Here is a 19,308-nt window from a genome sequence, read left to right on the forward strand (position 1 = left end):
CGGTGGCTTGCTCGGGACTGAGCATGACCGCGCTGCCACTGGTGCAGGTGTTCGGCTCACTGGTGAGCAGGGCGTGGATGACGCCCGGATCGTATTCGTCCCAGCATTCATTGGTGGTGACGGATGGGCTTGCGGCGCTGGCTAGCAGCGTTACAATATAACTATTCATAGTGGTACCTCATTGAACCCTGGCCTGATCCGCCGGGGTTTTCTTTGTCAGGCTGGCAGGGTTTCGGTGCGCAGCTTTTTTGCCGCGTCACGCTCGGCCTTGCGCGCTTCGATCCAGGCATCGATTTCGCTTTTCAGGAAGGCAGTGCGGGAAACCTTGCCGCTGCCGCGCATCTGACCGATCACGATGGGGGCAGGGAAGTGCCCGGCAGCCACCCAGTGGTCAAGGGTCACCCGGCTGATTCCCAGTGCTTGGCACAGGGGGGTAGGGTGCACCAGCGCGTCAGCTATCGGTGCGGGTACTTCAATTCTAGGGTTGCCCATCGTCGTCGCTCCCACAGGTGGCATATTTGGGGGTTTACGGTCGGATGGTCTTTTCTGAATACCCAGAGCTAGCTAGGGCGAGGTAGGCGGGGCAACACTTGCTACGGAAGGAAAGCGGCAAGCCTACGCGAGCGCGCCGGCCCGGTCGAGGGCGCCCCCGTGTTTGAAATGCGCGGCGTTCGCCGTCAGAATCGCGGCCGATTGCAAAGCAGGGGTTTACGTTGAACGAACAGACATTGTCCAGGCGCCTGGAGCGCGTGGCGGCACAAGTACCGCAAGGCGCGCGCCTGGCCGACATCGGCTCGGACCATGGCTACCTGCCGGTGGCCCTGATGCTGCGCGGGGTGCTGGAAGCGGCGGTCGCGGGCGAGGTAGCGCAGACGCCGTTCGCCTCGGCCCAGCGCAACGTGCGCAGGAATGGCCTGGAAGGCCGAATCGGCGTGCGCCTGGCCGACGGCCTGGCAGCGGTCGAGCCGGAAGATCGCATCTCGGTGATCAGCATCTGCGGCATGGGGGGCGACACCATGTGCGAGATCCTCGAGGCCGGCAAACAGCGCCTGGCGGGTGTCACGCGCCTGGTGCTGCAACCCAATGGCGCTGAGCGCGAACTGCGCCAGTGGCTGATGGGCAATGGTTACCGGATCGTCAGCGAAGAACTGCTGCGGGAAAACCGCTTCGACTACGAGATCATCGTCGCCGAGCCGGGCGGGGCGGTGTATACCGCTGAACAGCTGTACTTCGGCCCGGTGTTGTTGCAGGAGAAAAGCGAGGCGTTTCTGGTCAAGTGGCGGCGCATGCTGCGGCAGAAGCAGCAGACCCTGGCCAACTTCGAGCGGGCCCGCGATGCGGTGCCTCAGGCGAAAATCGATGACTTCAGGCAACAGGTCGGCTGGATCACCGAGGCGCTGGCCTGACTCACTGCTGCGAGCAGTTGCCCATTTCCCGGTAGTCGACTTCGCGCTTCTGGCCCTGGTGGTCGACATACACCATGTGCGCGGTGCCAACCTGGCAGTCGGCAGCGTTGCTGGCCGGGGTGATGGAGATGACTTTGGCAATGTCCAGCGGCATGCCGTATTCGTAGTTGCCGCTGCTGACCGGTTGATTGCTGCTGGCGTCGGCCAAGGCACCGAACGAGGCGAGGGTAGCGGCAACGGCAAGGACAGCGATCAAACGTTTCATGGCAGGCTCCTTTTTTCAATGTATGGCTAATGATCCATTCATTGGTCATCCACAATAAATGGTCTAACCCGTGATAGATTCCTGCCTGTAACGCAAGAATAAGACCGAACAAGGAGCACACCTTCATGGACATGCTGCATGCCATGCGTACCTTCGCCCGTGTGGTGGAATGTGGCAGCTTTGCTGCGGCCGCCAATGCCCTGGACATTTCTGCGGCGCAGGTTTCGCGCATCGTTGCCGAGCTGGAAAACCAGCTGCAGACCCGCCTGCTGCACCGCACCACGCGGCGTTTGCGCATGAGCGAGGCGGGCGAGCGGTTTCTCGAGCGCTCGCGGCAGATCATGCTGCTGACCGAAGAAGCGGTGGGCGAAGCCCGTGGTGCGCACCTCACGCCCCGCGGCCGCCTGCGTTTGCATTGCCCGCACGGGCTGGGCCTGTTGCTGATGCCGCTGGTGGCCGGCTACAACGCATTGTGCCCGGAAGTGGTGATCGAGCTGACCCTGTCCCAGCGCAACCCCGACCCGCTGGCCGAAGGGCACGATGTGGTGATTACCGTTGACGGGGCGTTACCGGACTCGCAGTTGATCGCCGTGCCGCTGGGCAACATATTCAGCATCCCCTGCGCGGCGCCGAGCTACCTGGTGGCCCATGGGGTGCCCGAGCGCCCCGAGGACCTGCACCAGCACCGTTGCCTGCGCATGGCTTATCCGGTGTACGAAGGTGACTGGGTGTTCCCGCAAGGTGTGGACCAGTGTGTGATCGCGCCGAACGACAGTTTCTCCACCAACGTCGCCGACGCCATGCTGGTGGCCAGCGAGCTGGGCATGGGCATTGGCCTGCTGCCGTTCTACACCGCCAGCCAGGCGATCGAGCAGGGGCGGTTGTGCCGGTTGCTGGCACCGTATCGCCTGCGTGAAAGCGCGCTGTATGCGATCTACCCGTCACGGCATTACCTGGATGCCAAGGTGCGCACCTGGATCGACTACCTCAAGGAACAACTGCCGGCGCTGTTCGAGGGGCATGCCAAGGTGGTGGATGATTCGCGCTATTGGCGATAGCCGAGTGTGGGGCGGTTAACGCTGGCCCTTGTAGGAGCGGCCTTGTGTCGCGAAAGGGCCGCAACGCGGCCCCAGCAATTTTTGCATCTGCGCTAGAATCCTGGGGCTGCTGCGCAGCCCTTTCACGACACAAGGCCGCTCCTGCAGGGATTGCGCAAGGCTTTAAAGCGGATAGTGCTTCAACTCCCGCGCAATCAGCATCCGCTGGATCTCGCTAGACCCTTCATAGATCTGCGTGATCCGCGCATCGCGGTAATAGCGCTCCACCGGGTAATCCTCCAGGTAGCCATAGCCGCCATGCACCTGGATCGCCATCGAGCACACCCGCTCGGCCATTTCCGAGGCGAACAGCTTGGCCTGCGAGGCCTCCGACAGGCACGGCTTGCCGGCGCTGCGCAGGCGCGCGGCATGCAGGATCAGCAACCGCGCGGCATTCACCTGCACCTGCATGTCGGCCAGCAGGTTGGCGATGCTCTGGTGCTCGTTGATCGGCTTGCCGAACTGCACCCGATCGCGCGAGTAGGCCAACGCCGCCTCGAACGCGGCGCGAGCAATGCCCAGCGCCTGGGCCGCAATGCCGATACGGCCGCCTTCGAGGTTGGACAGGGCGATGGCCAGGCCTTTGCCACGCTCACCGAGGATGTTGGCGGCGGGGATGCGGCAGTTGTCGAAGGTGACCGCGCAAGTGTCGGAGGCGCGGATGCCCATCTTGTGTTCGCTGCGATCAACCTTGAAGCCCGGGTTGTCGGTGGGTACCAGGAACGCCGACAGGCCCTTTTTGCCCAGCTCCGGGTCGGTCACTGCGAAGACGATCGCCAATCCGGCGCGGCGCGCGTTGCTGACGAACTGCTTGGCGCCGTTGATCACCCACTGGCCATCCACCAGTTCGGCGCGGGTGCGCAGGTTGTGTGCCTCGGAACCGGCCTGTGGCTCGGTCAGGCAGAAGCAGCCGATCACCTCGCCGGTGGCCAGGCGTGGCAGCCACTGCTGTTGCTGTTCGGCCGTGCCGTAGGCCAGCAGCGGGCCACAGCCCACCGAGTTGTGGATGCTCATCATCGCCCCGGTGGCGCCGCAGCCGGCGGCGATCTCTTCTACCGCCAGGGCGTAGGCGACGTAGTCGGTGTAGCTGCCGCCGAAGTCTTCCGGCACTACCATGCCCAGCAGGCCCAGTTCGCCCATCTTGCGCACCACGCCATCGTCGATCCAGCCGGCCTTTTCCCAGGCCTGGGCATGCGGGGCGATCTCGCCACGGGCAAAGTCCCGGGCCATGTCGCGGATCATGATCTGTTCTTCGTTCAGTTCCAGGTCTTGCATCTGTGTACTCCCGGGCTCACAGGCCTTCGAAGAATTGGTCGACCCGCTGGCGTTGCAGTGCGGCCAGGGTCGGCGGGTTCCAGCGTGGCTGCTTGTCCTTGTCGATGATCAGCGCGCGTACGCCTTCGATGATGTCGCCGTGCTGGAACCACTGGCGGTCCAGGTGCAGTTCCATGGCAAAGCACTCGTCAAGGCCCAGCTGGCGACCACGGCGCAGCATCTCCAGAGTAACCGCCATGGCCAATGGCGAGCGGCTTTCCAGCTGATCGGCGGTGGCCACGGCCCAGGCGTGGCTGTCGCCAATGCTCACTGCACGCAGTTGCTCGACGATGGCAGGCACGTCGGGCAGGGCGAAGAAGTGGTCGATGACCGGGCGCAGTTTTTCCAGCGGCGCATCGTCGAGCACCTGGGTGCCGAGCCTGGCCAGCAGGCTCTGCAGGTCCTTGAGTGGGTGGTCGCCAAAGCGCAGCTTGTCCAGCCCCTGGTCGAGGGCTGCCAGCTGGTCGCTGGCCAGGTACCAGTCGGCCAGGCCACAGTACAGCGCATCGGCAGCCTGGATCTGGGTGCCGCTGACGCCCAGATAGATGCCCAGCTCGCCGGGGACGCGCGACAGGAAGTAGCTGCCGCCCACATCCGGGAAGTAGCCGATTCCTACTTCGGGCATGCCCAGACGACTGCGTTCGGTGACCACGCGCAAGTCGCAGCCCTGGGCCAGGCCCATGCCGCCACCGAGGGTGAAACCGTCCATCAGCACCAGCACGGGCTTGTGGTAGCGGTGGATGGCCAGGTCGAGGGCGTATTCCTCGACGAAGAAGGTTTCATGCAGCGTATCGCCGGCCTTGAAGCTGTCGTGCAGCGAGCGGATATCGCCACCGGCGCAGAAGCCCTTGGGGCCCTCGCCACGCAGTACCACGGCGCGCACTTGCGGGTCTTCGGCCCACAGGTCGAGGTGCTGGCGCAGGCTGCGGACCATATCCAGGGTCAGGGCATTGAGGCCGGCGGGACGGTTCAGGGTCAGGTGGCCAATCTGGTTGCGGACCTCGGCCAGCACATGGTCGGTTGCCGAGGTATGAGCGTGCGCAGTCATTGCGTTCTCCCTGCTTTGTTATTGATTTTCCAAGTGAAGTCTGGAGTTCGCTGGAGGATCGCAGGATCCTGTCATGCGAATTTGCCTTGCACAATCGACAAATCTGCAGGGGGATTCTGCATTTTTGCCTTGGGCGGCGATATCGCCACTCTAGCAAGGTTTCAGGTTGGCAGGGCTGGCCCTATCGCCCTTGTACATCAGCTAGATCGTTAACCTGGTCGTAACGATCCGCGACTGAGCTTGATTGATAGCCCAACCCCCCAGCCCTAAGGTGACCCCACGACAGCGAACCCGTGGAGTCACCATGACAACAACCAAGAATCCACCGCCGCAATGGTCCCGGCGGCGCGCCGAAAAGCTGCGTCGCCTTGACCGGGTCCGCCACCTCGCCGACGGCGTGGTGCTGCCCACCGAGCGTATCGTCGAAGCCCTGGAACTGCTGCTCGCACCCGGCGACCGGGTAGTGCTCGAAGGCAACAACCAGAAGCAGGCAGATTTCCTCTCGCGCGCGCTGGCCAGGGTCGACCCGGGGCGCCTGCACGACCTGCACATGATCATGCCCAGCGTCAGCCGCGCCGAGCACCTGGACCTGTTCGAACGTGGCATTGCCCGCAAGCTCGACTTCTCCTTCGCCGGCCCGCAAAGCCTGCGCATTGGCCAACTGCTGGAAGACGGCCTGCTCGAGGTCGGTGCCATCCACACCTATATCGAGCTGTACTCGCGGCTGCTGGTCGACCTGATCCCCAACGTCACTCTGGTGGCTGGCTTCATGGCCGACCGCGATGGCAACCTGTTCACCGGCCCCAGCACCGAAGACACCCCGGCACTGGTGGAGCCGGCCGCGTTCAGCGACGGTATCGTCATCGCTCAGGTCAACCAGTTGGTGGACCGCGTGGATGACCTGCCCAGGGTCGATATCCCGGCGTCCTGGGTCGATTTCGTGGTGGTTGCCGACCAGCCTTTCTATATAGAGCCGCTGTTCACCCGCGACCCGCGTCATATCAAGCCGGTGCATGTGCTGATGGCGATGATGGCCATTCGCGGGATCTACGAAAAGCACCAGGTGCAGTCGCTGAATCATGGCATTGGCTTCAACACCGCTGCCATCGAGCTGATCCTGCCTACCTACGGCGAGTCCCTGGGCCTGAAGGGCAAGATCTGCCGCAACTGGACACTCAACCCACACCCGACCCTGATCCCGGCCATCGAGACCGGCTGGGTGGAAAGCGTGCACTGCTTCGGCACCGAACTGGGCATGGAGGACTACATCGCCCAGCGCCCGGACGTGTTCTTCACTGGCCGTGATGGCTCGCTGCGTTCCAACCGCATGATGTGCCAGCTGGCCGGGCAGTACGCCGTCGACCTGTTCATTGGCGCCACCCTGCAGGTAGATGGCGATGGCCATTCCTCGACCGTGACCCGCGGCCGTCTGGCCGGCTTCGGCGGAGCACCGAACATGGGCCACGACCCGCGTGGCCGACGCCACGCGACCCCGGCCTGGCTCGACATGACCGTGCCGGAAACAATGCTCGAACGCGGTCGCAAGCTGGTGGTACAGATGGTCGAGACCTACCAGGAAGGCGGCAAGCCCACCTTCGTGGAAACGCTCGATGCCGTGGACGTGGCAAAGAAAGCCGGCATGCCGCTGGCCCCAGTGATGATCTATGGCGACGACGTCACCCACCTGCTGACCGAGGAGGGCGTTGCCTACCTGTACAAGGCCCGCAACCTTGCAGAGCGCCAGCAGATGATCGCCGCCGTGGCCGGGGTTACCGCCATCGGCCTGCGGCACGACCCCAAGGACACCTTGCGCCTGCGTCAGCAAGGCCTGGTCGCCTTGCCCGAAGACCTCGGCATCCGCCGCACCGATGCCAGCCGCGAACTGCTGGCTGCGCGCAGCATCGCTGACCTGGTCGAATGGTCCGGCGGCCTCTACAACCCGCCTGCACGGTTCAGGAGCTGGTGATGAAAGCACTCGACTTGCAACCGCATGGGCTTCTTCGCAAGCACAGGAATAGTGACGCATTTGAACATCGCACGATCCTTGTGGGAGCGGGTTTACCCGCGAAGAGGCCTGCACAGGCAACCGAATTACCCCTGGCCGACCACCTGGCCGACCTGGCCGTGGAAGCCCTGATCGACGAAGCCGACCTGTCCCCAAAGCCCGGCCTGGTCGACCGCCGTGGCAACGGCGCCCACCGCGACATGACCCTGGCCCTGATGCACGCCTCGGCCCTGGCCCTGTGGCCATGCCTGCGCAACATGGCCGAAGCCGCCAAGGCCATCGGCACCATCGGCCAGCCCCTGCGCGCCACCCTGGGCCAGCTCGGCCGCGAAGGCGAGGCGGCGATGCTGGCCGCCACCGGCGGGGTCAACACCCATCGCGGCGCAATCTGGGCCCTCGGCCTGCTGGTAGCATCCAAGGCCCTCGACACCCAGGCCGATACCAACACCCTGGCTGCCCGTGCCGGTCGCATCGCACTGTTCGACGACCCCGCCATGACCAGCCAAGACAGCCATGGCCTGCAGGTACGCCGCCGCTATGGCACTGGCGGCGCCCGCGAGCAGGCGCAACAAGGCTTCCCCGCCGTCATCGGTCACGGCCTGCCGCAACTGCAGCGCAGCCGCGCCGCCGGTGCCAGCGAGCTGAACGCCCGGCTCGACGCGCTGCTGGCGATCATGGCCGTGCTCAGCGACACCTGCGTGCTCTGGCGCAGCGGCCCGACCGGGTTGGCTGCCGTCCAGCAAGGCGCGCGTGCCGTGCTCACCGAAGGCGGCAGCGCCACACTGGCCGGGCGCCGGCAACTGCGTCGGCTGGACCAGCACCTGCTGCACCTGAATGCCTCACCGGGCGGCGCCGCCGATCTGCTGGCCGCCTGCCTGTTCCTCGACAAAGCCGGGAGCCTGTGACATGGAAACCCTGACCTTTAATTTCCCCGCCGCCGAACCGGGGCGCGGCCGCACGCTGGTGGGTTGTGTCAGCTCCGGCGACCTTGAAGTGCTGATCGAACCCGGCAGCGCCGGCAACCTGCAAATACAGGTAGTGACCTCGGTCAACGGCAGCGCTGCACGCTGGGCGCAGCTGTTCCAGCGCCTGTTCGAGGGCCGCACCTGGCCGGCGGTGAACATCGACATCCATGATTTCGGCGCCACCCCAGGCGTGGTGCGTCTGCGCCTGGAGCAAGGCTTCGAGGAGATTGCTCATGACTGACACCGAACGCTTGCTGCGTAGCCGCAGCTTTGTCGAACTGGGCGCCCGTCAGCGCGCCCGCGCCGTGCTCGACCCGGGTAGCTTCCGTGAACTGCTTGGCCCGTTCGACCGGCTGATGTCGCCGTGGCTGCCGCGCCAAGGCATCGTGCCCCAGGCCGATGATGGCGTGGTCATTGCCAAGGGCCTGCTGAATGGGCGCAACGCTGTGGTCGCTGCCATCGAGGGCGGCTTCCAGGGTGGCAGCATGGGCGAGGTGGGCGGTGCCAAGATCGCCGGCGCGCTGGAGCTGGCCATTGAAGACAACCGCAACGGCATCCCCACCTGCGCCGTATTACTGCTGGAAACCGGTGGTGTACGCCTGCAGGAGGCCAACCTGGGCCTGGCGGCGATTGCCGAAATCCAGGCGGCGATTGTCGAACTGCGGGCCTGGCAGCCGGTGGTCGGCCTGGTTGCAGGTTCGGTCGGTTGTTTCGGCGGCATGTCCATCGCCGCCGGCCTGTGCAGCCACTTGCTGGTCACCCGCGAAGCGCGCCTGGGCCTTAATGGCCCGCAGGTGATCGAACAGGAAGCGGGCATTGGTGAATACGATGCCAAGGACCGCCCCTTTATCTGGAGCCTGACCGGTGGCGAGCAGCGGCACGCCAGCGGGCTGGTCGATGCCTATGTGGCTGACGACATCGAGGCTTTGCGCGAACGCTTGCTGCAACTGCTCGACGAACCTTCAAGGGATCGTGCCAGTCAACACGCCTGGTTCCTCGAACGCCTGGCCCGGCTGGGCGATGGTTGCCCGCAACTGGATGCCGCTGCCGTGCGCGACCTTTACCAAGGAGAAGCCAAATGAACCGTGCCTTGAACTGGCTGCCGGGCCTGGCCGGCGGGCAAGCCTTGCCGGGTTATCCCGCGTCGTTGCGGGTAATCGATGGCGAACTGGACAACCGCCTGGTGCGCTTCATCGCCGTGGTCCCGGATGCTGGCAACCCGTTCCCCCGTGCGCGCTCGGGCGAAGTCGGCCTGCTGGAGGGCTGGGGCCTGGCCAAGGCCGTGAGCGAAGCGGTCGAGGCTGACCGCCAGAGGCAGAAGCGGGCGATCGTCGCGGTGATCGACGTACCCAGCCAGGCCTATGGCCGCCGCGAGGAGGCGTTGGGCATTCATCAGGCGCTGGCCGCTGCGGTGCATGCCTATGCCCAGGCGCGGCTGGCCGGGCACCCGGTGATCGGCCTGCTGGTCGGCAAGGCCATGTCTGGTGCCTTCCTGGCCCACGGCTACCAGGCCCAGCGTCTGATCGCCCTGGACGATGCCGGGGTCATGGTGCACGCCATGGGCAAGGCGGCAGCGGCGCGCATCACCTTGCGCAGCGTCGAGCAGCTGGAGGCCTTGGCCGCCGAGGTGCCGCCGATGGCCTACGACCTGGCCAGCTACGCCTCGCTGGGCCTGCTGTGGCGCCGCCTTAAGGTGGACAATGCCGAGACGCCGAGCAGCTCCGACATCGCCCAGGTACGTGCCTGCCTGGCTGAGGCGGTGCGCGACATCGGCAGCTCGAGCGATCTGTCGTCGCGGCTGGCCGGCGAAAACCGCAGTGCCTCGCGCCGCGTGCGCGAACAGCTGCGCCGTCAATGGCAGGGCGCTTGAGATGAACGCGCCAAGGCCGCACGACCTGCTCTGGGGGATGCCTGTGTCGGGCTTGCCTGCCGATGCGCCGCAGTGGGCGCAGGACGTGTTGGTCAGCGGTCAGCCGGTAGTGGTACGCCGTGCCGTCTGTGAGGGCGGTTGGGTAGCTGTCGGGTTGCGTGGTCAGAGCCGGGCGCAGCGCCTGGGTGCGTTGATGTGCCTGGCCGATATCCAGCGTCAGCAAGGCCCCGAAACGCTGCACTGGCTAGCCGAAAGCCCTTGGCCTGCGTTGCAGGCCCTGGCCTCGGTCGCGCCGGTACTGGATGCCAGTGGCCTGGCCTGGGGGCCGACAGGCGGGGTGGGGTACCAGATCGCCACGGGTATGGAGGTGGTGCACGCCGAGAGCGACCTGGACTTGCTGCTGCGTACGCCGCAACCGCTGGCCCGGGCGCGGGCACGTGAGCTGCTGGATATCCTCGATTGCGCACCTTGTCGTATCGATCTGCAGCTGGAGACCCCGGCGGGTGCTGTTGCCCTGCGTGAGTGGGCCGGTTTCGCCCGTCGCGTGCTGCTCAAGTCGGCCCATGGCCCACGCCTGATCAGTGACCCTTGGGCAGCGATGGAGCGTGCCGCATGAGCAGCCTGTTCGCCTTCCCCGGCCAGGGCGCCCAGCAGGTGGGCATGCTGCAGCGCCTGCCGGAGGGGGCCGGGCAGCTGCTGGAAGAGGCCAGTGACACCCTCGGCCAGCAGGCCCAGGCGCTGGACAGCCAGCAGGCCCTGCAGACCACCCGTGCCGTGCAGCTGTGCCTGCTGCTGGCTGGCGTGGCCTGGGCGCGCTGGCTGATGCAGCGCAGCCCCGCGCCGGATTACGTGGCCGGCCTGTCGATCGGTGCCTATCCGGCAGCCGTTACGGCGGGCGCCCTGGCATTTGCCGATGCCGTGCGCCTGGTTGCCCTGCGTGGCGAGCTGATGCAGCGCGCCTATCCGCAAGGCTACGGCATGACCGCGCTCAGTGGCCTGGACCTGGCCAGCGTGGAGCGTTTGCTGAGCGATGTGGGCGGCGAGGTGTATGTCGCCAACCTCAACAGCGAGAACCAGATCGTCATCGCCGGTAGCGATAGCGCGATGGCCGCGGTTGCCACCAGAGCACGGCGCCTGGGCCAAGGTACGGCCCGGCGCCTGGCGGTCAGCGTGCCGTCGCATTGCCCGTTGCTGGATGGTCCGGCGGCCGAACTGGCCAGTACCTTCGCCACGGTCGAGCTGCAGCGACCGCGTATCACCTACCTGAGCGGCAGCAGCGCACGGCCGGTATTCGACCCGCAGCGTCTGCGTGACGACCTGGCCGGCAACATGGCGCGGATGGTCGACTGGCGTGCCACGTTGCGCAACGCCTACGAGCGTGGCGTGCGCCTGCACCTGGAACTGCCGCCCGGCAACGTGCTCAGCGGGCTGGCCCGGCCGGTGTTCGAGCAGGGCAGGGTGGTAGCTGTTGAAGGCACCCGTTGGGACAGCCTGGATGCGCTGCTGCGCCAGGAGGTGGCCAACGATCGATGACGGCAACACCGCGGCGGATGGCACGGGCTGCGCCCGTGTTCGCGGGTAAACCCGCTCCCACAGGAATCAAACAGGGCTCAAGGTATTTGCAGTACCTGTGGGAGCGGGTTTACCCGCGAAGAAGCCAGCGCGGTGCTTGCAGGTTTACTGATGGCGAAGAACAACAACAAGCAACTTCGACACTACCTGAGGACAACAACAATGATCATCTATGGTGTGGCACTGCTGGCGGTCTGTACGCTTGCCGGCGTCATCGTCGGCGACTTCCTGGGCGTGCTGCTGGGCGTCAAATCCAATGTGGGCGGGGTCGGCATCGCCATGATCCTGCTGATTTGCGCACGCCTTTACATGCACCGCAACGGCGGCATGAGCAAGGAATGCGAGTTCGGCGTGGGCTTCTGGGGCGCCATGTATATCCCGGTGGTGGTGGCCATGGCCGCCCAGCAGAACGTGGTCACTGCCCTGCACGGTGGCCCGGTAGCACTGCTGGCGGCGATAGGTGCGGTACTGGTGTGCGGTGCGACCATTGCCCTGATCAGCCGCAGCCACCGCGGCGAACCCCTGCCGGCGCTGGAAGCCGGCCCCGAAACCAAGGTGCAGGCTGCCCCTGCAGGAGGGCGTTGATCATGTGGCCGATCATTGACAATGCCCTGGAACATAACGGTTTGATCACTGCCTTCGCGGTGGTGGGCGCGATCATGTGGTTGTCGGTGGTGCTGTCGAAGTACCTGACCTTCGGCCGCGTGCACGGCTCGGCCATCGCCATCGTCATCGGCCTGGTGCTGGCCTGGGTGGGTGGCACCCTTACTGGTGGCCAGAAAGGCCTGGCCGACATGGCGCTGTTCTCCGGCATCGGCCTGATGGGCGGCGCCATGCTGCGCGACTTCGCCATTGTCGCCACGGCCTTCGAGGTGCAGGCCACCGAGGCGCGCAGGGCCGGGATGATCGGCGCGGTGGCGCTGCTGCTCGGCACGGTGCTGCCGTTCATTGTCGGCGCGGCGGTGGCCTATGCCTTCGGTTACCGTGATGCGGTGAGCATGACCACCATCGGTGCGGGTGCGGTGACCTATATCGTCGGGCCGGTGACCGGGGCGGCACTGGGAGCCAGCTCGGATGTGATGGCCCTGTCGATTGCCACCGGGCTGATCAAGGCGATCCTGGTGATGGTGTTCACCCCGGTATCGGCGCGCCTGCTGGCGCTGGACAACCCACGTTCGGCGATGGTGTTCGGCGGGTTGGCGGGGACGGTATCGGGGGTGACGGCCGGGCTGGCGGCGACCGACCGGCGCCTGGTGCCGTACGGGGCGCTGACAGCCACCTTCCATACCGGGTTGGGCTGCCTGATGGGGCCGTCGATCCTGTACTTCTGCGTACGTGCCCTGGTCAGTTGACGGTAAACGCAAACCTGGAAGCCAGCGCAGATCCCTGTGGGAGCTGGCTTGCCGGCGATGAGGCTGGTACAGGTAGCGACTTGTTGTTTGTGAGGTGCAGGGTGGGGGATTGGGTTAGGGCCGCCATGGGCTCGCCACCACATTGTCGGTGCCTGTGAGATCGAGCGCCGCCCGCGCGGCGCATCGCGAGCGAAGCTCGCTCCTACATCTGTTTCCGGCCAGTAACGCCTGCACCAGCGCGCGCGACCGCCTTGTTTGTTTCACACGATATCGAGGTGGACGCCAAAGGGTCGCGCACCTCTGCCTCAGGAATAATTGGCCCGAAATAGATGTAGGAGCGAGCTTCGCTCGCGATGCGCCGCGCGGGCGGCGCTCGATCTCACTGGCACTGAAAATCTTGTGACGAACACCTGCAAGCCGCCCCCCGATTCGGGGAAAACCGTTGGGGGATCCTCCCCAATCTGTTTCGCTTGCCGCTGCAACCAACTGAAAATCAAAGCAATCTTCTCCTGGCATACACCTTGCTCCCACTCCACGCAGAGATCCTGTGTCCCGGAGGTGCGGCATGTCTACGCCACTCAAAGGCCCCATCCTGTCATCACTCGTTCTGGCTTTGCTCGGCTGGCAGTCGACCAGCGAAGCGGCCGTGCAGTGCCAGCGCACCTTGGTCGCCAACGTGGTGGCGCTGGACCAGCCCCTGATGTTCAACCGCCTTGGCGCGCAAAACGCCAATGGCATGATGTTCGCCCTGCGCGAGGATGTGGTGGACGACAAGAGGGTCCCCCTCAGCATCGGCGGGGCGGCGGTACCGGGCAAGGTCACCCTGCGCCCGGACAAGCGCCCTCGGCCCATCGTGCTGCGGGTAGCCGCCGGTGACTGCCTGACGGTCAACCTGACCAACCTGCTCGACTACCAGGCCAACCCCAACAAGCACGGCATCGAGGCGCAAGAGCCTGAGGGCGAAGAGGAGGGGCCGGAGCTCGAAAATGAAGCCGCTGAAGGCTTCGTCGCCGACGAACAGGTGGCCGAGCGCATGGTCGGCTTCCAGGTCAACGGCATGCAGGCGGTCAACAGCATCGCCGACATTTCTGCCTACACCGGGCGCAACGGCAACTTCTTCGTCAGCCCCGGCAGCACCCGCAGCTACACCCTGTACGCCGAACGCGAAGGCGCCTTCGCCGCCACCAGCAAGGCCGCCACCTTCGGCGGCGAGGGCACTGCGGGGAACGTTGCCAACGGCCTGTTCGGCCAGGTAGTGGTGGTGCCCAAGCTCGGTCGCACCTACCGCAATACCCTTACCGAAGAAGAAATGCGCCTGGCCACCACCGGCCGCACCGCCACCGGCCAGCCGGTGATCGACTACGAAGCCCGCTACCCGCAAATGCAGCCCTGGATCGCCGAAGGCAAGGCCGGCAAACCGATCATTGCCATGGTCGACGGCAACGAAATCATCAACAGCGAAACCGATGCCATCGTCATGGGCCCCAACCCGGATGGCAGCTTCCCCAAATCCACTTACCCGCTGGAAAGCCTGGGCAAGCGCAACCCGGCACTGCCCAACCGCCTGGAGGCGTTCCGTGACTTCGCCTCGCAATTCGCCGACGAGGTCGCTGGCACCCAGGCGTTCCCTGGCTACTGGGCCGACCCGGTGATGGGCCATGTGCTGGAACCCACCCGCGACTCGTTCATGATCAACTACGGTTCCGGTGGCATGGGCGCCGAAGTGGTGGCCAACCGCCTGGGCGTGGGACCGATGCACGACTGCCTGTCGTGCGCCTATGAGGAGTTCTTCCTCAGTGCGCACACTGTCGGCGACGTCGGTACCCTGGTGGACGTGCCGGCCAACGTCGGCCTGGAGCACATCCGCCCTGGCGAGGTGCCGCCGGCCAGTGCCGTCGGGGTCAAGGCCAGCATGGCCCTGTATCCGGCCGAACCTGCCAACGTGCACCACAGCTACATTGGTGACTTCACCAAGTTCCGCAACACGCACAACGGCCATGAGCAGCACATCTTCCACCTGCATGGCCACCAGTGGCTGTTCAACCCCAATGACGACAATTCCGACTACATCGATGCCCAGGGCATCGGCGCGGGGGTCGGCTACACCTACGAAATCGCCAACGGCGGTTCGGGCAACCGCAACCGGGTGGCGGGCGATGCCATTTACCATTGCCACTTCTACCCGCACTTCGCCCAGGGCATGTGGGCCATGTGGCGGGTGCACGACGTGTTCGAGGAAGGCACCCGCCTGGAGGTGAGCGGGCAGGGCGAGAATGGCTTCCACAGCACCCCGTTCGCCCTGCGCAGTGGCAAGCCGGCGGTTGGCGCCCGGGCCTTGCCCGATGGCGAGATCGTTGCCGGCACGCCGATCCCGGCCATCGTGCCGCTTCCCGGCAAGGCCATGGCGCCGATGCCAGGCAAGGTGGTGGTGGTACCGAAGCTGTCCGAAGCGCTGGTTGCCGCCAATGATGACGACGAGCCTGATGAAGACGAGGATGAAGAGCCAGCCAACCAGGTGCCGGTACGCAAGGCCATCGGCTCGCTGGCGCTGGTCGATCGCAGCGACGCCAACCGCAACGCCGACGGTACCCTGAAAAACCCTGGCTACCCGTTCTGGATCGGCGGTATGGAAAGCAGCGTGGGCAACCGTCCACCCACCCCACCACTGGACATGCTCGACCCGGCCATGGCGCGCCAGCTCAAGGAAAGCGGCAAGGCACTCTGGGCCAACCTCGACCCGAACCAGGTCGATGGCTGGGACGGTGGCCTGGGGCGCCACGCGCTGGACGGTGTATCCGCCGGCGGCGAAGCCGAAACCACCACCACCAAGCTCGATTTCACCAAGGTGGTACACAAGGCCAAGCCGATCTACCTGCCAGAAGAGGGCACCGATGTCGAGCAGGCGGCCATGCAGTTCCACGCCCTGGCCGAACACCCCAGTTTTGCCCTGATCCCGGGCAGCGAGCCGGTGGCCAGGACGTTCCGCACCAACGGCGCCTTGCCGACTGCCGGCGCGCCGTTCTACGAGCCGTGCATGGATGACCGGGGCAAACGCCTGACCCAGTCCTCCGGGGTAGGCGAGTTCTTCAGCGGCGAGAGCCTGTCGGGCCTGAACTTCCGTGGCTCCTCGGCCTTCACCGCCGACCGCCCACGCATCTACAAGGGCGCCAACATCCAGTTCGATGCGGTGTACAACAAGGTCGGCTACCACTTCCCGCAAGCCCGTATCATCGCCTTGTGGGAAGACGCCTGGCCGGTGATCACCAAGCAGCGCCCGCCAGAGCCGCTGGTGATGCGCATGAACACCTTCGACTGCACCATGTACCAGCACACCAACCTGATCCCGAACATCTATGAGATGGACGACTACCAGGTGCGCACCCCGACCGACGTGATCGGCCAGCACATCCACCTGCCCAAGTGGGACCTGACCGCTGCCGACGGCTCGGCCAACGGCTGGAACTACGAAGACGGCATTCTCTCGCCCGGCAGCGTGGTCGAGCGGATACAGGCCATTCGTGCCTATAACGGCTGCACCCAGGGCGATAGCCGCGACGGCACCGCCGCCTGCCCGCAAGCCCGGCAGCACCCGTACTTCGGCCGCTTCGGCCGGGCCGACTGGCTGGGCGCACGCACGGCCATGCAGCGTTGGTTCGCCGACCCGCTGGTCAACGTGTACAACGTCGACCGCGGCCTGGGCACCATCTTCACCCATGACCACCTTGGCCCATCGACCCACCAGCAGCTTGGGCTGTATGCCACCGTGCTGGCCGAACCGGCCAACTCCACCTGGTATCACGCCGAAACCGGCGAGAAGCTGTACAACCCGGCCACGCGCCAGGACGGAGGCCCGACCTCGTGGCAGGCGGTGATCCAGACCGGCGACCACGATGGCGACGGCAAGAACGACAGCTACCGCGAGTTCTTCCTGGAATACAGCGACTTCCAGCACGCCTATGAAGCCGGTGTGTACGTCGGTGCCGGGCCGGACGGCATTCCCAATGCCCAGTCGTACCCGGCCACCGCCGACAGCTTCCGCTACGCCATCAACCCGCCGGTGCGCGGCAAGGCGTCGAACCTGCTGGAGGCCATCGTCGAGGAACGCGGCGGCATCAACCCAGGCTGCCCAAGCCGGCCCTGCCCGCAGGCAATCTCGGTGGATGACCCGGGCATGTTCGTCGTCAACTACCGCAACGAGCCCCTGGCCCTGCGTGTGTTCGACCCGAACAAGGTCGGCCCGGATGGCAAGCGTGGCATGCAGGCCGACGGCCTGGCCGGCGACCTCAGCCATGCCCTGCAAACCCGTACCGACCGCGCCATCCCGGCGCTGAACCTGGCGCCGTCGGCGATCACCTCGGCGGTCGGCCCCACCGGCGGCACCACGCTGTTCCCGCCGCACATCAACAAGGCCGGCAGCGAACCGGGCGACCCGTTTACCCCGATGCTGCGCACCTACTCCGGCGACAACGTGCGCTTGCGCATGCACGCCGGCGGCCATGAGGAGGAGCACAACGTCACCCTGCATGGCGTGAAGTGGCTGCAGAACGGCACCGGCTATGGCAACAGTTCCAACTCGGGCTGGAAGTCATCGCAGATGATCGGTATTTCCGAGCAACTGGGCTTCATGGCGCCGGTGTCGATGATCTCCAGCTCGGCAGCCACCAATGGTGACTACCTGTATTCGCTGGATGCGGCCCTGGAAGGCTACTGGAACGGCATCTGGGGCATCATGCGCAACTACACCACGCAGCGTGCCGACCTGTTCCCGCTGCCCAACAACCCACAGCCGGTGGCCATGCGCAACACCGTGAACTTTGATGGCATCTGCCCGAAAACCACGGCCAATCCCAATGGCATCGGCAGCCGCCCCACGGTCAAGCGCAGCTACGAGATCGTCGCGGCACTGGCCAACGACATCCTCGAGAACCGCAACGGGGTCAGCATCAACGACCCGGCCGGTGTCGGCCAGCATGTCGGCGGCCCGCTCAAGGCCAACGGCGGCACCCTGGTGTTCAACAGCCGCAAGACCACCATCCCGCTGGTCAGTGGGGTAGACCCCGAAGATGGGGAACCCTTCACCATCGGTGGCCACAGCGCGCCGCTGCACGACCCGACCGCAATCCTGTATGTGCGCAAGGCCGACCTGGACGTCACCACCGGCAAGCTCAAGGCGGGCGTGCCCGTGGAGCCGCTGGTGCTGCGCGCCAACGCCGGCGAGTGCATCAGCATCACCCTGGAAAACCGCCTGCCACTGGTAATGCCGGACCTGCCCAGCACTGCGGTGATGCACAACGTGGTCAAGCGCGACCGCTTCGACAGCGAGGGGGCCACTGCCTTCGCCAACAACCTGATGCGGCCGTCCAGCCACGTGGGCCTGCATGCGCAGCTGCTGGCCTACGACATCACCAAGTCCGACGGTGCCAACGTCGGCCTCAACCCGGTGCAGACCGTGGCCCCGCGTGCCGGTACCAGCGGCGCCTGGCCGACCCGCACCTACCAGTACTATGCGGGCCACCTGGAGCGTGAAGGCAAGCCGGTGTCGCAACTGGGCCGCACGGTGGACAACATCAACACCACGGCCATCGAGTTCGGCGGCCTCAACCTGACCCCGTCGGACTTCATCAAGCAGCCGCAGAAAGGCCTGGTGGGTGCCATGAGCATCTTGCCGCAGACCGCCACCTGGACCGAGGACACCGCTACCCGTGCCCAGGCCACGGTCAAGGTCACAGGCCAACCGGACTACCGCGACTTCGTCACGGTCTGGCAACGTGCGCTGAACATGCGCTGGGCCGATGGCCGACCGGTGGAGGGCATCAATACCGAAGGCAACGGCGCCACCGGCGACCCGCAGGACAACGGCAACATGGCAGTCAACTACAAGACCGAACCCCTGTGGCTGCGCTTCGGCATGGCCCCCGACTCGCCATTCGGCCGCGCCGCTGGCCTGGGCTTTGGCGATGTGCCCAACGCCCATATGGCCTATGCCAACGCCCTGGTCGGTGGTGATCCGCAAACCCCGGTGCTGTACGCCAAACCTGGCCAGCCCGTGCGCAACCACATCGTGATGCCCAGTGGTGGCAGCCGCGGCATGGTCTACCAGCTGGATGGCCACGTCTGGCCACTGCACAACTACCAGGCCGAGAAGAATGACGTTGACGGCTACCCGCTGAGCCTGCCCGGCATCGGCTCGGTGCGCTTCGGCTACAACCCGATGGCCATGTTCATCGGTGCCCAGGAAAGCGTGCTGCCGGCGGCGCACTTCAGCTTCATGCTGCCGAGTGCCGGGGGCGCCAACGCGGTGACAGGTGACTACCTGTTCCGCGACTACGCCGCCTACGGCAACCTCTCGGGGCTGTGGGGGATCTTGCGGGTGACCAATGAAGCGCCACCGGCAACGGCCCCGGCGCAGTGACG

At 65.7% G+C, this 19,308-nt stretch carries 16 protein-coding genes; 12 read left to right on the top strand and 4 right to left on the bottom strand.

Annotated elements, in window-relative coordinates:
• Positions 1-216: 216 nt before the first annotated feature.
• A complete protein-coding gene (locus tag J5M71_RS15470; RefSeq protein WP_207833315.1) occupies positions 217-492 on the bottom strand; it encodes a helix-turn-helix domain-containing protein in 276 nt (91 codons plus the stop codon).
• A 221-nt stretch (positions 493-713) separates the two neighbouring features.
• On the opposite strand from J5M71_RS15470, the gene J5M71_RS15475 reads away from it, so the two are divergent.
• Entirely contained in the window at positions 714-1,406 is a 693-nt protein-coding gene (locus tag J5M71_RS15475; protein WP_207833317.1) for a tRNA (adenine(22)-N(1))-methyltransferase TrmK, read from the top strand.
• Between the two features lies 1 nt (position 1,407).
• On the opposite strand, the gene J5M71_RS15480 is transcribed toward J5M71_RS15475, so the two are convergent.
• A complete protein-coding gene (locus tag J5M71_RS15480; RefSeq protein WP_207833319.1) occupies positions 1,408-1,671 on the bottom strand; it encodes a DUF2790 domain-containing protein in 264 nt (87 codons plus the stop codon).
• Between the two features lie 125 nt (positions 1,672-1,796).
• On the opposite strand from J5M71_RS15480, the gene J5M71_RS15485 reads away from it, so the two are divergent.
• Positions 1,797-2,729: a LysR family transcriptional regulator gene (locus J5M71_RS15485; RefSeq protein ID WP_207833321.1), complete on the top strand. Its 933-nt coding sequence runs from the start codon at positions 1,797-1,799 to the stop codon at positions 2,727-2,729.
• 162 nt (positions 2,730-2,891) lie between these two features.
• On the opposite strand, the gene J5M71_RS15490 is transcribed toward J5M71_RS15485, so the two are convergent.
• Both J5M71_RS15490 and J5M71_RS15495 read right to left on the bottom strand, forming a co-directional pair.
• A complete protein-coding gene (locus J5M71_RS15490; RefSeq protein WP_207833323.1) occupies positions 2,892-4,043 on the bottom strand; it encodes an acyl-CoA dehydrogenase family protein in 1,152 nt (383 codons plus the stop codon).
• Positions 4,044-4,059: 16 nt separating this feature from the next.
• Entirely contained in the window at positions 4,060-5,130 is a 1,071-nt protein-coding gene (locus J5M71_RS15495; protein WP_207833325.1) for an enoyl-CoA hydratase/isomerase family protein, read from the bottom strand.
• Between the two features lie 304 nt (positions 5,131-5,434).
• On the opposite strand from J5M71_RS15495, the gene mdcA reads away from it, so the two are divergent.
• The 10 genes from mdcA to mnxG all read left to right on the top strand — a co-directional run bounded on the left by mdcA (position 5,435) and on the right by mnxG (position 19,306).
• A complete protein-coding gene (mdcA, locus tag J5M71_RS15500) occupies positions 5,435-7,096 on the top strand; it encodes a malonate decarboxylase subunit alpha (RefSeq protein ID WP_207833326.1) in 1,662 nt (553 codons plus the stop codon).
• Positions 7,096-8,040, top strand: a complete 945-nt coding sequence (locus tag J5M71_RS15505; protein WP_243434207.1) for a triphosphoribosyl-dephospho-CoA synthase — start codon at positions 7,096-7,098, stop codon at positions 8,038-8,040. The genes mdcA and J5M71_RS15505 overlap by 1 nt, the downstream gene beginning before the upstream one ends.
• 1 nt (position 8,041) lies before the next feature.
• Complete coding sequence (locus J5M71_RS15510; RefSeq protein WP_207833328.1) at positions 8,042-8,341, top strand: malonate decarboxylase subunit delta; 300 nt, start codon at positions 8,042-8,044, stop codon at positions 8,339-8,341.
• The gene (locus J5M71_RS15515) at positions 8,334-9,182 is read left to right on the top strand and encodes a biotin-independent malonate decarboxylase subunit beta (RefSeq protein ID WP_207833330.1); all 849 of its coding nucleotides are present in this window, start codon (positions 8,334-8,336) and stop codon (positions 9,180-9,182) included. The genes J5M71_RS15510 and J5M71_RS15515 overlap by 8 nt, the downstream gene beginning before the upstream one ends.
• Positions 9,179-9,970, top strand: a complete 792-nt coding sequence (gene mdcE / locus J5M71_RS15520) for a biotin-independent malonate decarboxylase subunit gamma (protein ID WP_207833332.1) — start codon at positions 9,179-9,181, stop codon at positions 9,968-9,970. Before J5M71_RS15515 ends, mdcE begins: the two co-directional genes overlap by 4 nt.
• A 1-nt stretch (position 9,971) precedes the next feature.
• Positions 9,972-10,586, top strand: a complete 615-nt coding sequence (locus J5M71_RS15525) for a malonate decarboxylase holo-ACP synthase (RefSeq protein ID WP_207833334.1) — start codon at positions 9,972-9,974, stop codon at positions 10,584-10,586.
• Positions 10,583-11,503 carry a malonate decarboxylase subunit epsilon gene (gene mdcH / locus J5M71_RS15530; protein WP_207833336.1) on the top strand — a complete coding sequence of 307 codons (921 nt, stop codon included), beginning with the start codon at positions 10,583-10,585 and terminating at the stop codon, positions 11,501-11,503. The genes J5M71_RS15525 and mdcH overlap by 4 nt, the downstream gene beginning before the upstream one ends.
• A 201-nt stretch (positions 11,504-11,704) precedes the next feature.
• Entirely contained in the window at positions 11,705-12,127 is a 423-nt protein-coding gene (gene madL, locus J5M71_RS15535; protein ID WP_207833338.1) for a malonate transporter subunit MadL, read from the top strand.
• A gap of 2 nt (positions 12,128-12,129) precedes the next feature.
• Positions 12,130-12,894: a malonate transporter subunit MadM gene (gene madM / locus J5M71_RS15540; protein WP_207833340.1), complete on the top strand. Its 765-nt coding sequence runs from the start codon at positions 12,130-12,132 to the stop codon at positions 12,892-12,894.
• A gap of 565 nt (positions 12,895-13,459) precedes the next feature.
• Positions 13,460-19,306 (top strand): manganese-oxidizing multicopper oxidase MnxG, encoded by a 5,847-nt coding sequence (mnxG, locus tag J5M71_RS15545; protein ID WP_207833342.1) that lies wholly within the window; start codon positions 13,460-13,462, stop codon positions 19,304-19,306.
• Positions 19,307-19,308 lie beyond the last annotated feature (2 nt).

Source organism: Pseudomonas sp. 43(2021) (assembly GCF_017490805.1).
Classification (GTDB): domain Bacteria; phylum Pseudomonadota; class Gammaproteobacteria; order Pseudomonadales; family Pseudomonadaceae; genus Aquipseudomonas.

Excerpts from the sequence above, each read along its gene's own strand:
- J5M71_RS15515 (WP_207833330.1), top strand. The coding sequence starts at position 8,334 with ATGACTGACACCGAACGCTTGCTGCGTAGCCGCAGCTTTGTCGAACTG.
- madL (WP_207833338.1), top strand. The coding sequence starts at position 11,705 with ATGATCATCTATGGTGTGGCACTGCTGGCGGTCTGTACGCTTGCCGGC.
- J5M71_RS15490 (WP_207833323.1), bottom strand. The coding sequence starts at position 4,043 with ATGCAAGACCTGGAACTGAACGAAGAACAGATCATGATCCGCGACATG.
- mdcA (WP_207833326.1), top strand. The coding sequence starts at position 5,435 with ATGACAACAACCAAGAATCCACCGCCGCAATGGTCCCGGCGGCGCGCC.
- J5M71_RS15480 (WP_207833319.1), bottom strand. The coding sequence starts at position 1,671 with ATGAAACGTTTGATCGCTGTCCTTGCCGTTGCCGCTACCCTCGCCTCG.
- mdcE (WP_207833332.1), top strand. The coding sequence starts at position 9,179 with ATGAACCGTGCCTTGAACTGGCTGCCGGGCCTGGCCGGCGGGCAAGCC.
- J5M71_RS15505 (WP_243434207.1), top strand. The coding sequence starts at position 7,096 with ATGAAAGCACTCGACTTGCAACCGCATGGGCTTCTTCGCAAGCACAGG.
- J5M71_RS15525 (WP_207833334.1), top strand. The coding sequence starts at position 9,972 with ATGAACGCGCCAAGGCCGCACGACCTGCTCTGGGGGATGCCTGTGTCG.
- J5M71_RS15470 (WP_207833315.1), bottom strand. The coding sequence starts at position 492 with ATGGGCAACCCTAGAATTGAAGTACCCGCACCGATAGCTGACGCGCTG.
- J5M71_RS15495 (WP_207833325.1), bottom strand. The coding sequence starts at position 5,130 with ATGACTGCGCACGCTCATACCTCGGCAACCGACCATGTGCTGGCCGAG.
- mnxG (WP_207833342.1), top strand. The coding sequence starts at position 13,460 with ATGTCTACGCCACTCAAAGGCCCCATCCTGTCATCACTCGTTCTGGCT.
- J5M71_RS15510 (WP_207833328.1), top strand. The coding sequence starts at position 8,042 with ATGGAAACCCTGACCTTTAATTTCCCCGCCGCCGAACCGGGGCGCGGC.
- J5M71_RS15485 (WP_207833321.1), top strand. The coding sequence starts at position 1,797 with ATGGACATGCTGCATGCCATGCGTACCTTCGCCCGTGTGGTGGAATGT.
- madM (WP_207833340.1), top strand. The coding sequence starts at position 12,130 with ATGTGGCCGATCATTGACAATGCCCTGGAACATAACGGTTTGATCACT.
- mdcH (WP_207833336.1), top strand. The coding sequence starts at position 10,583 with ATGAGCAGCCTGTTCGCCTTCCCCGGCCAGGGCGCCCAGCAGGTGGGC.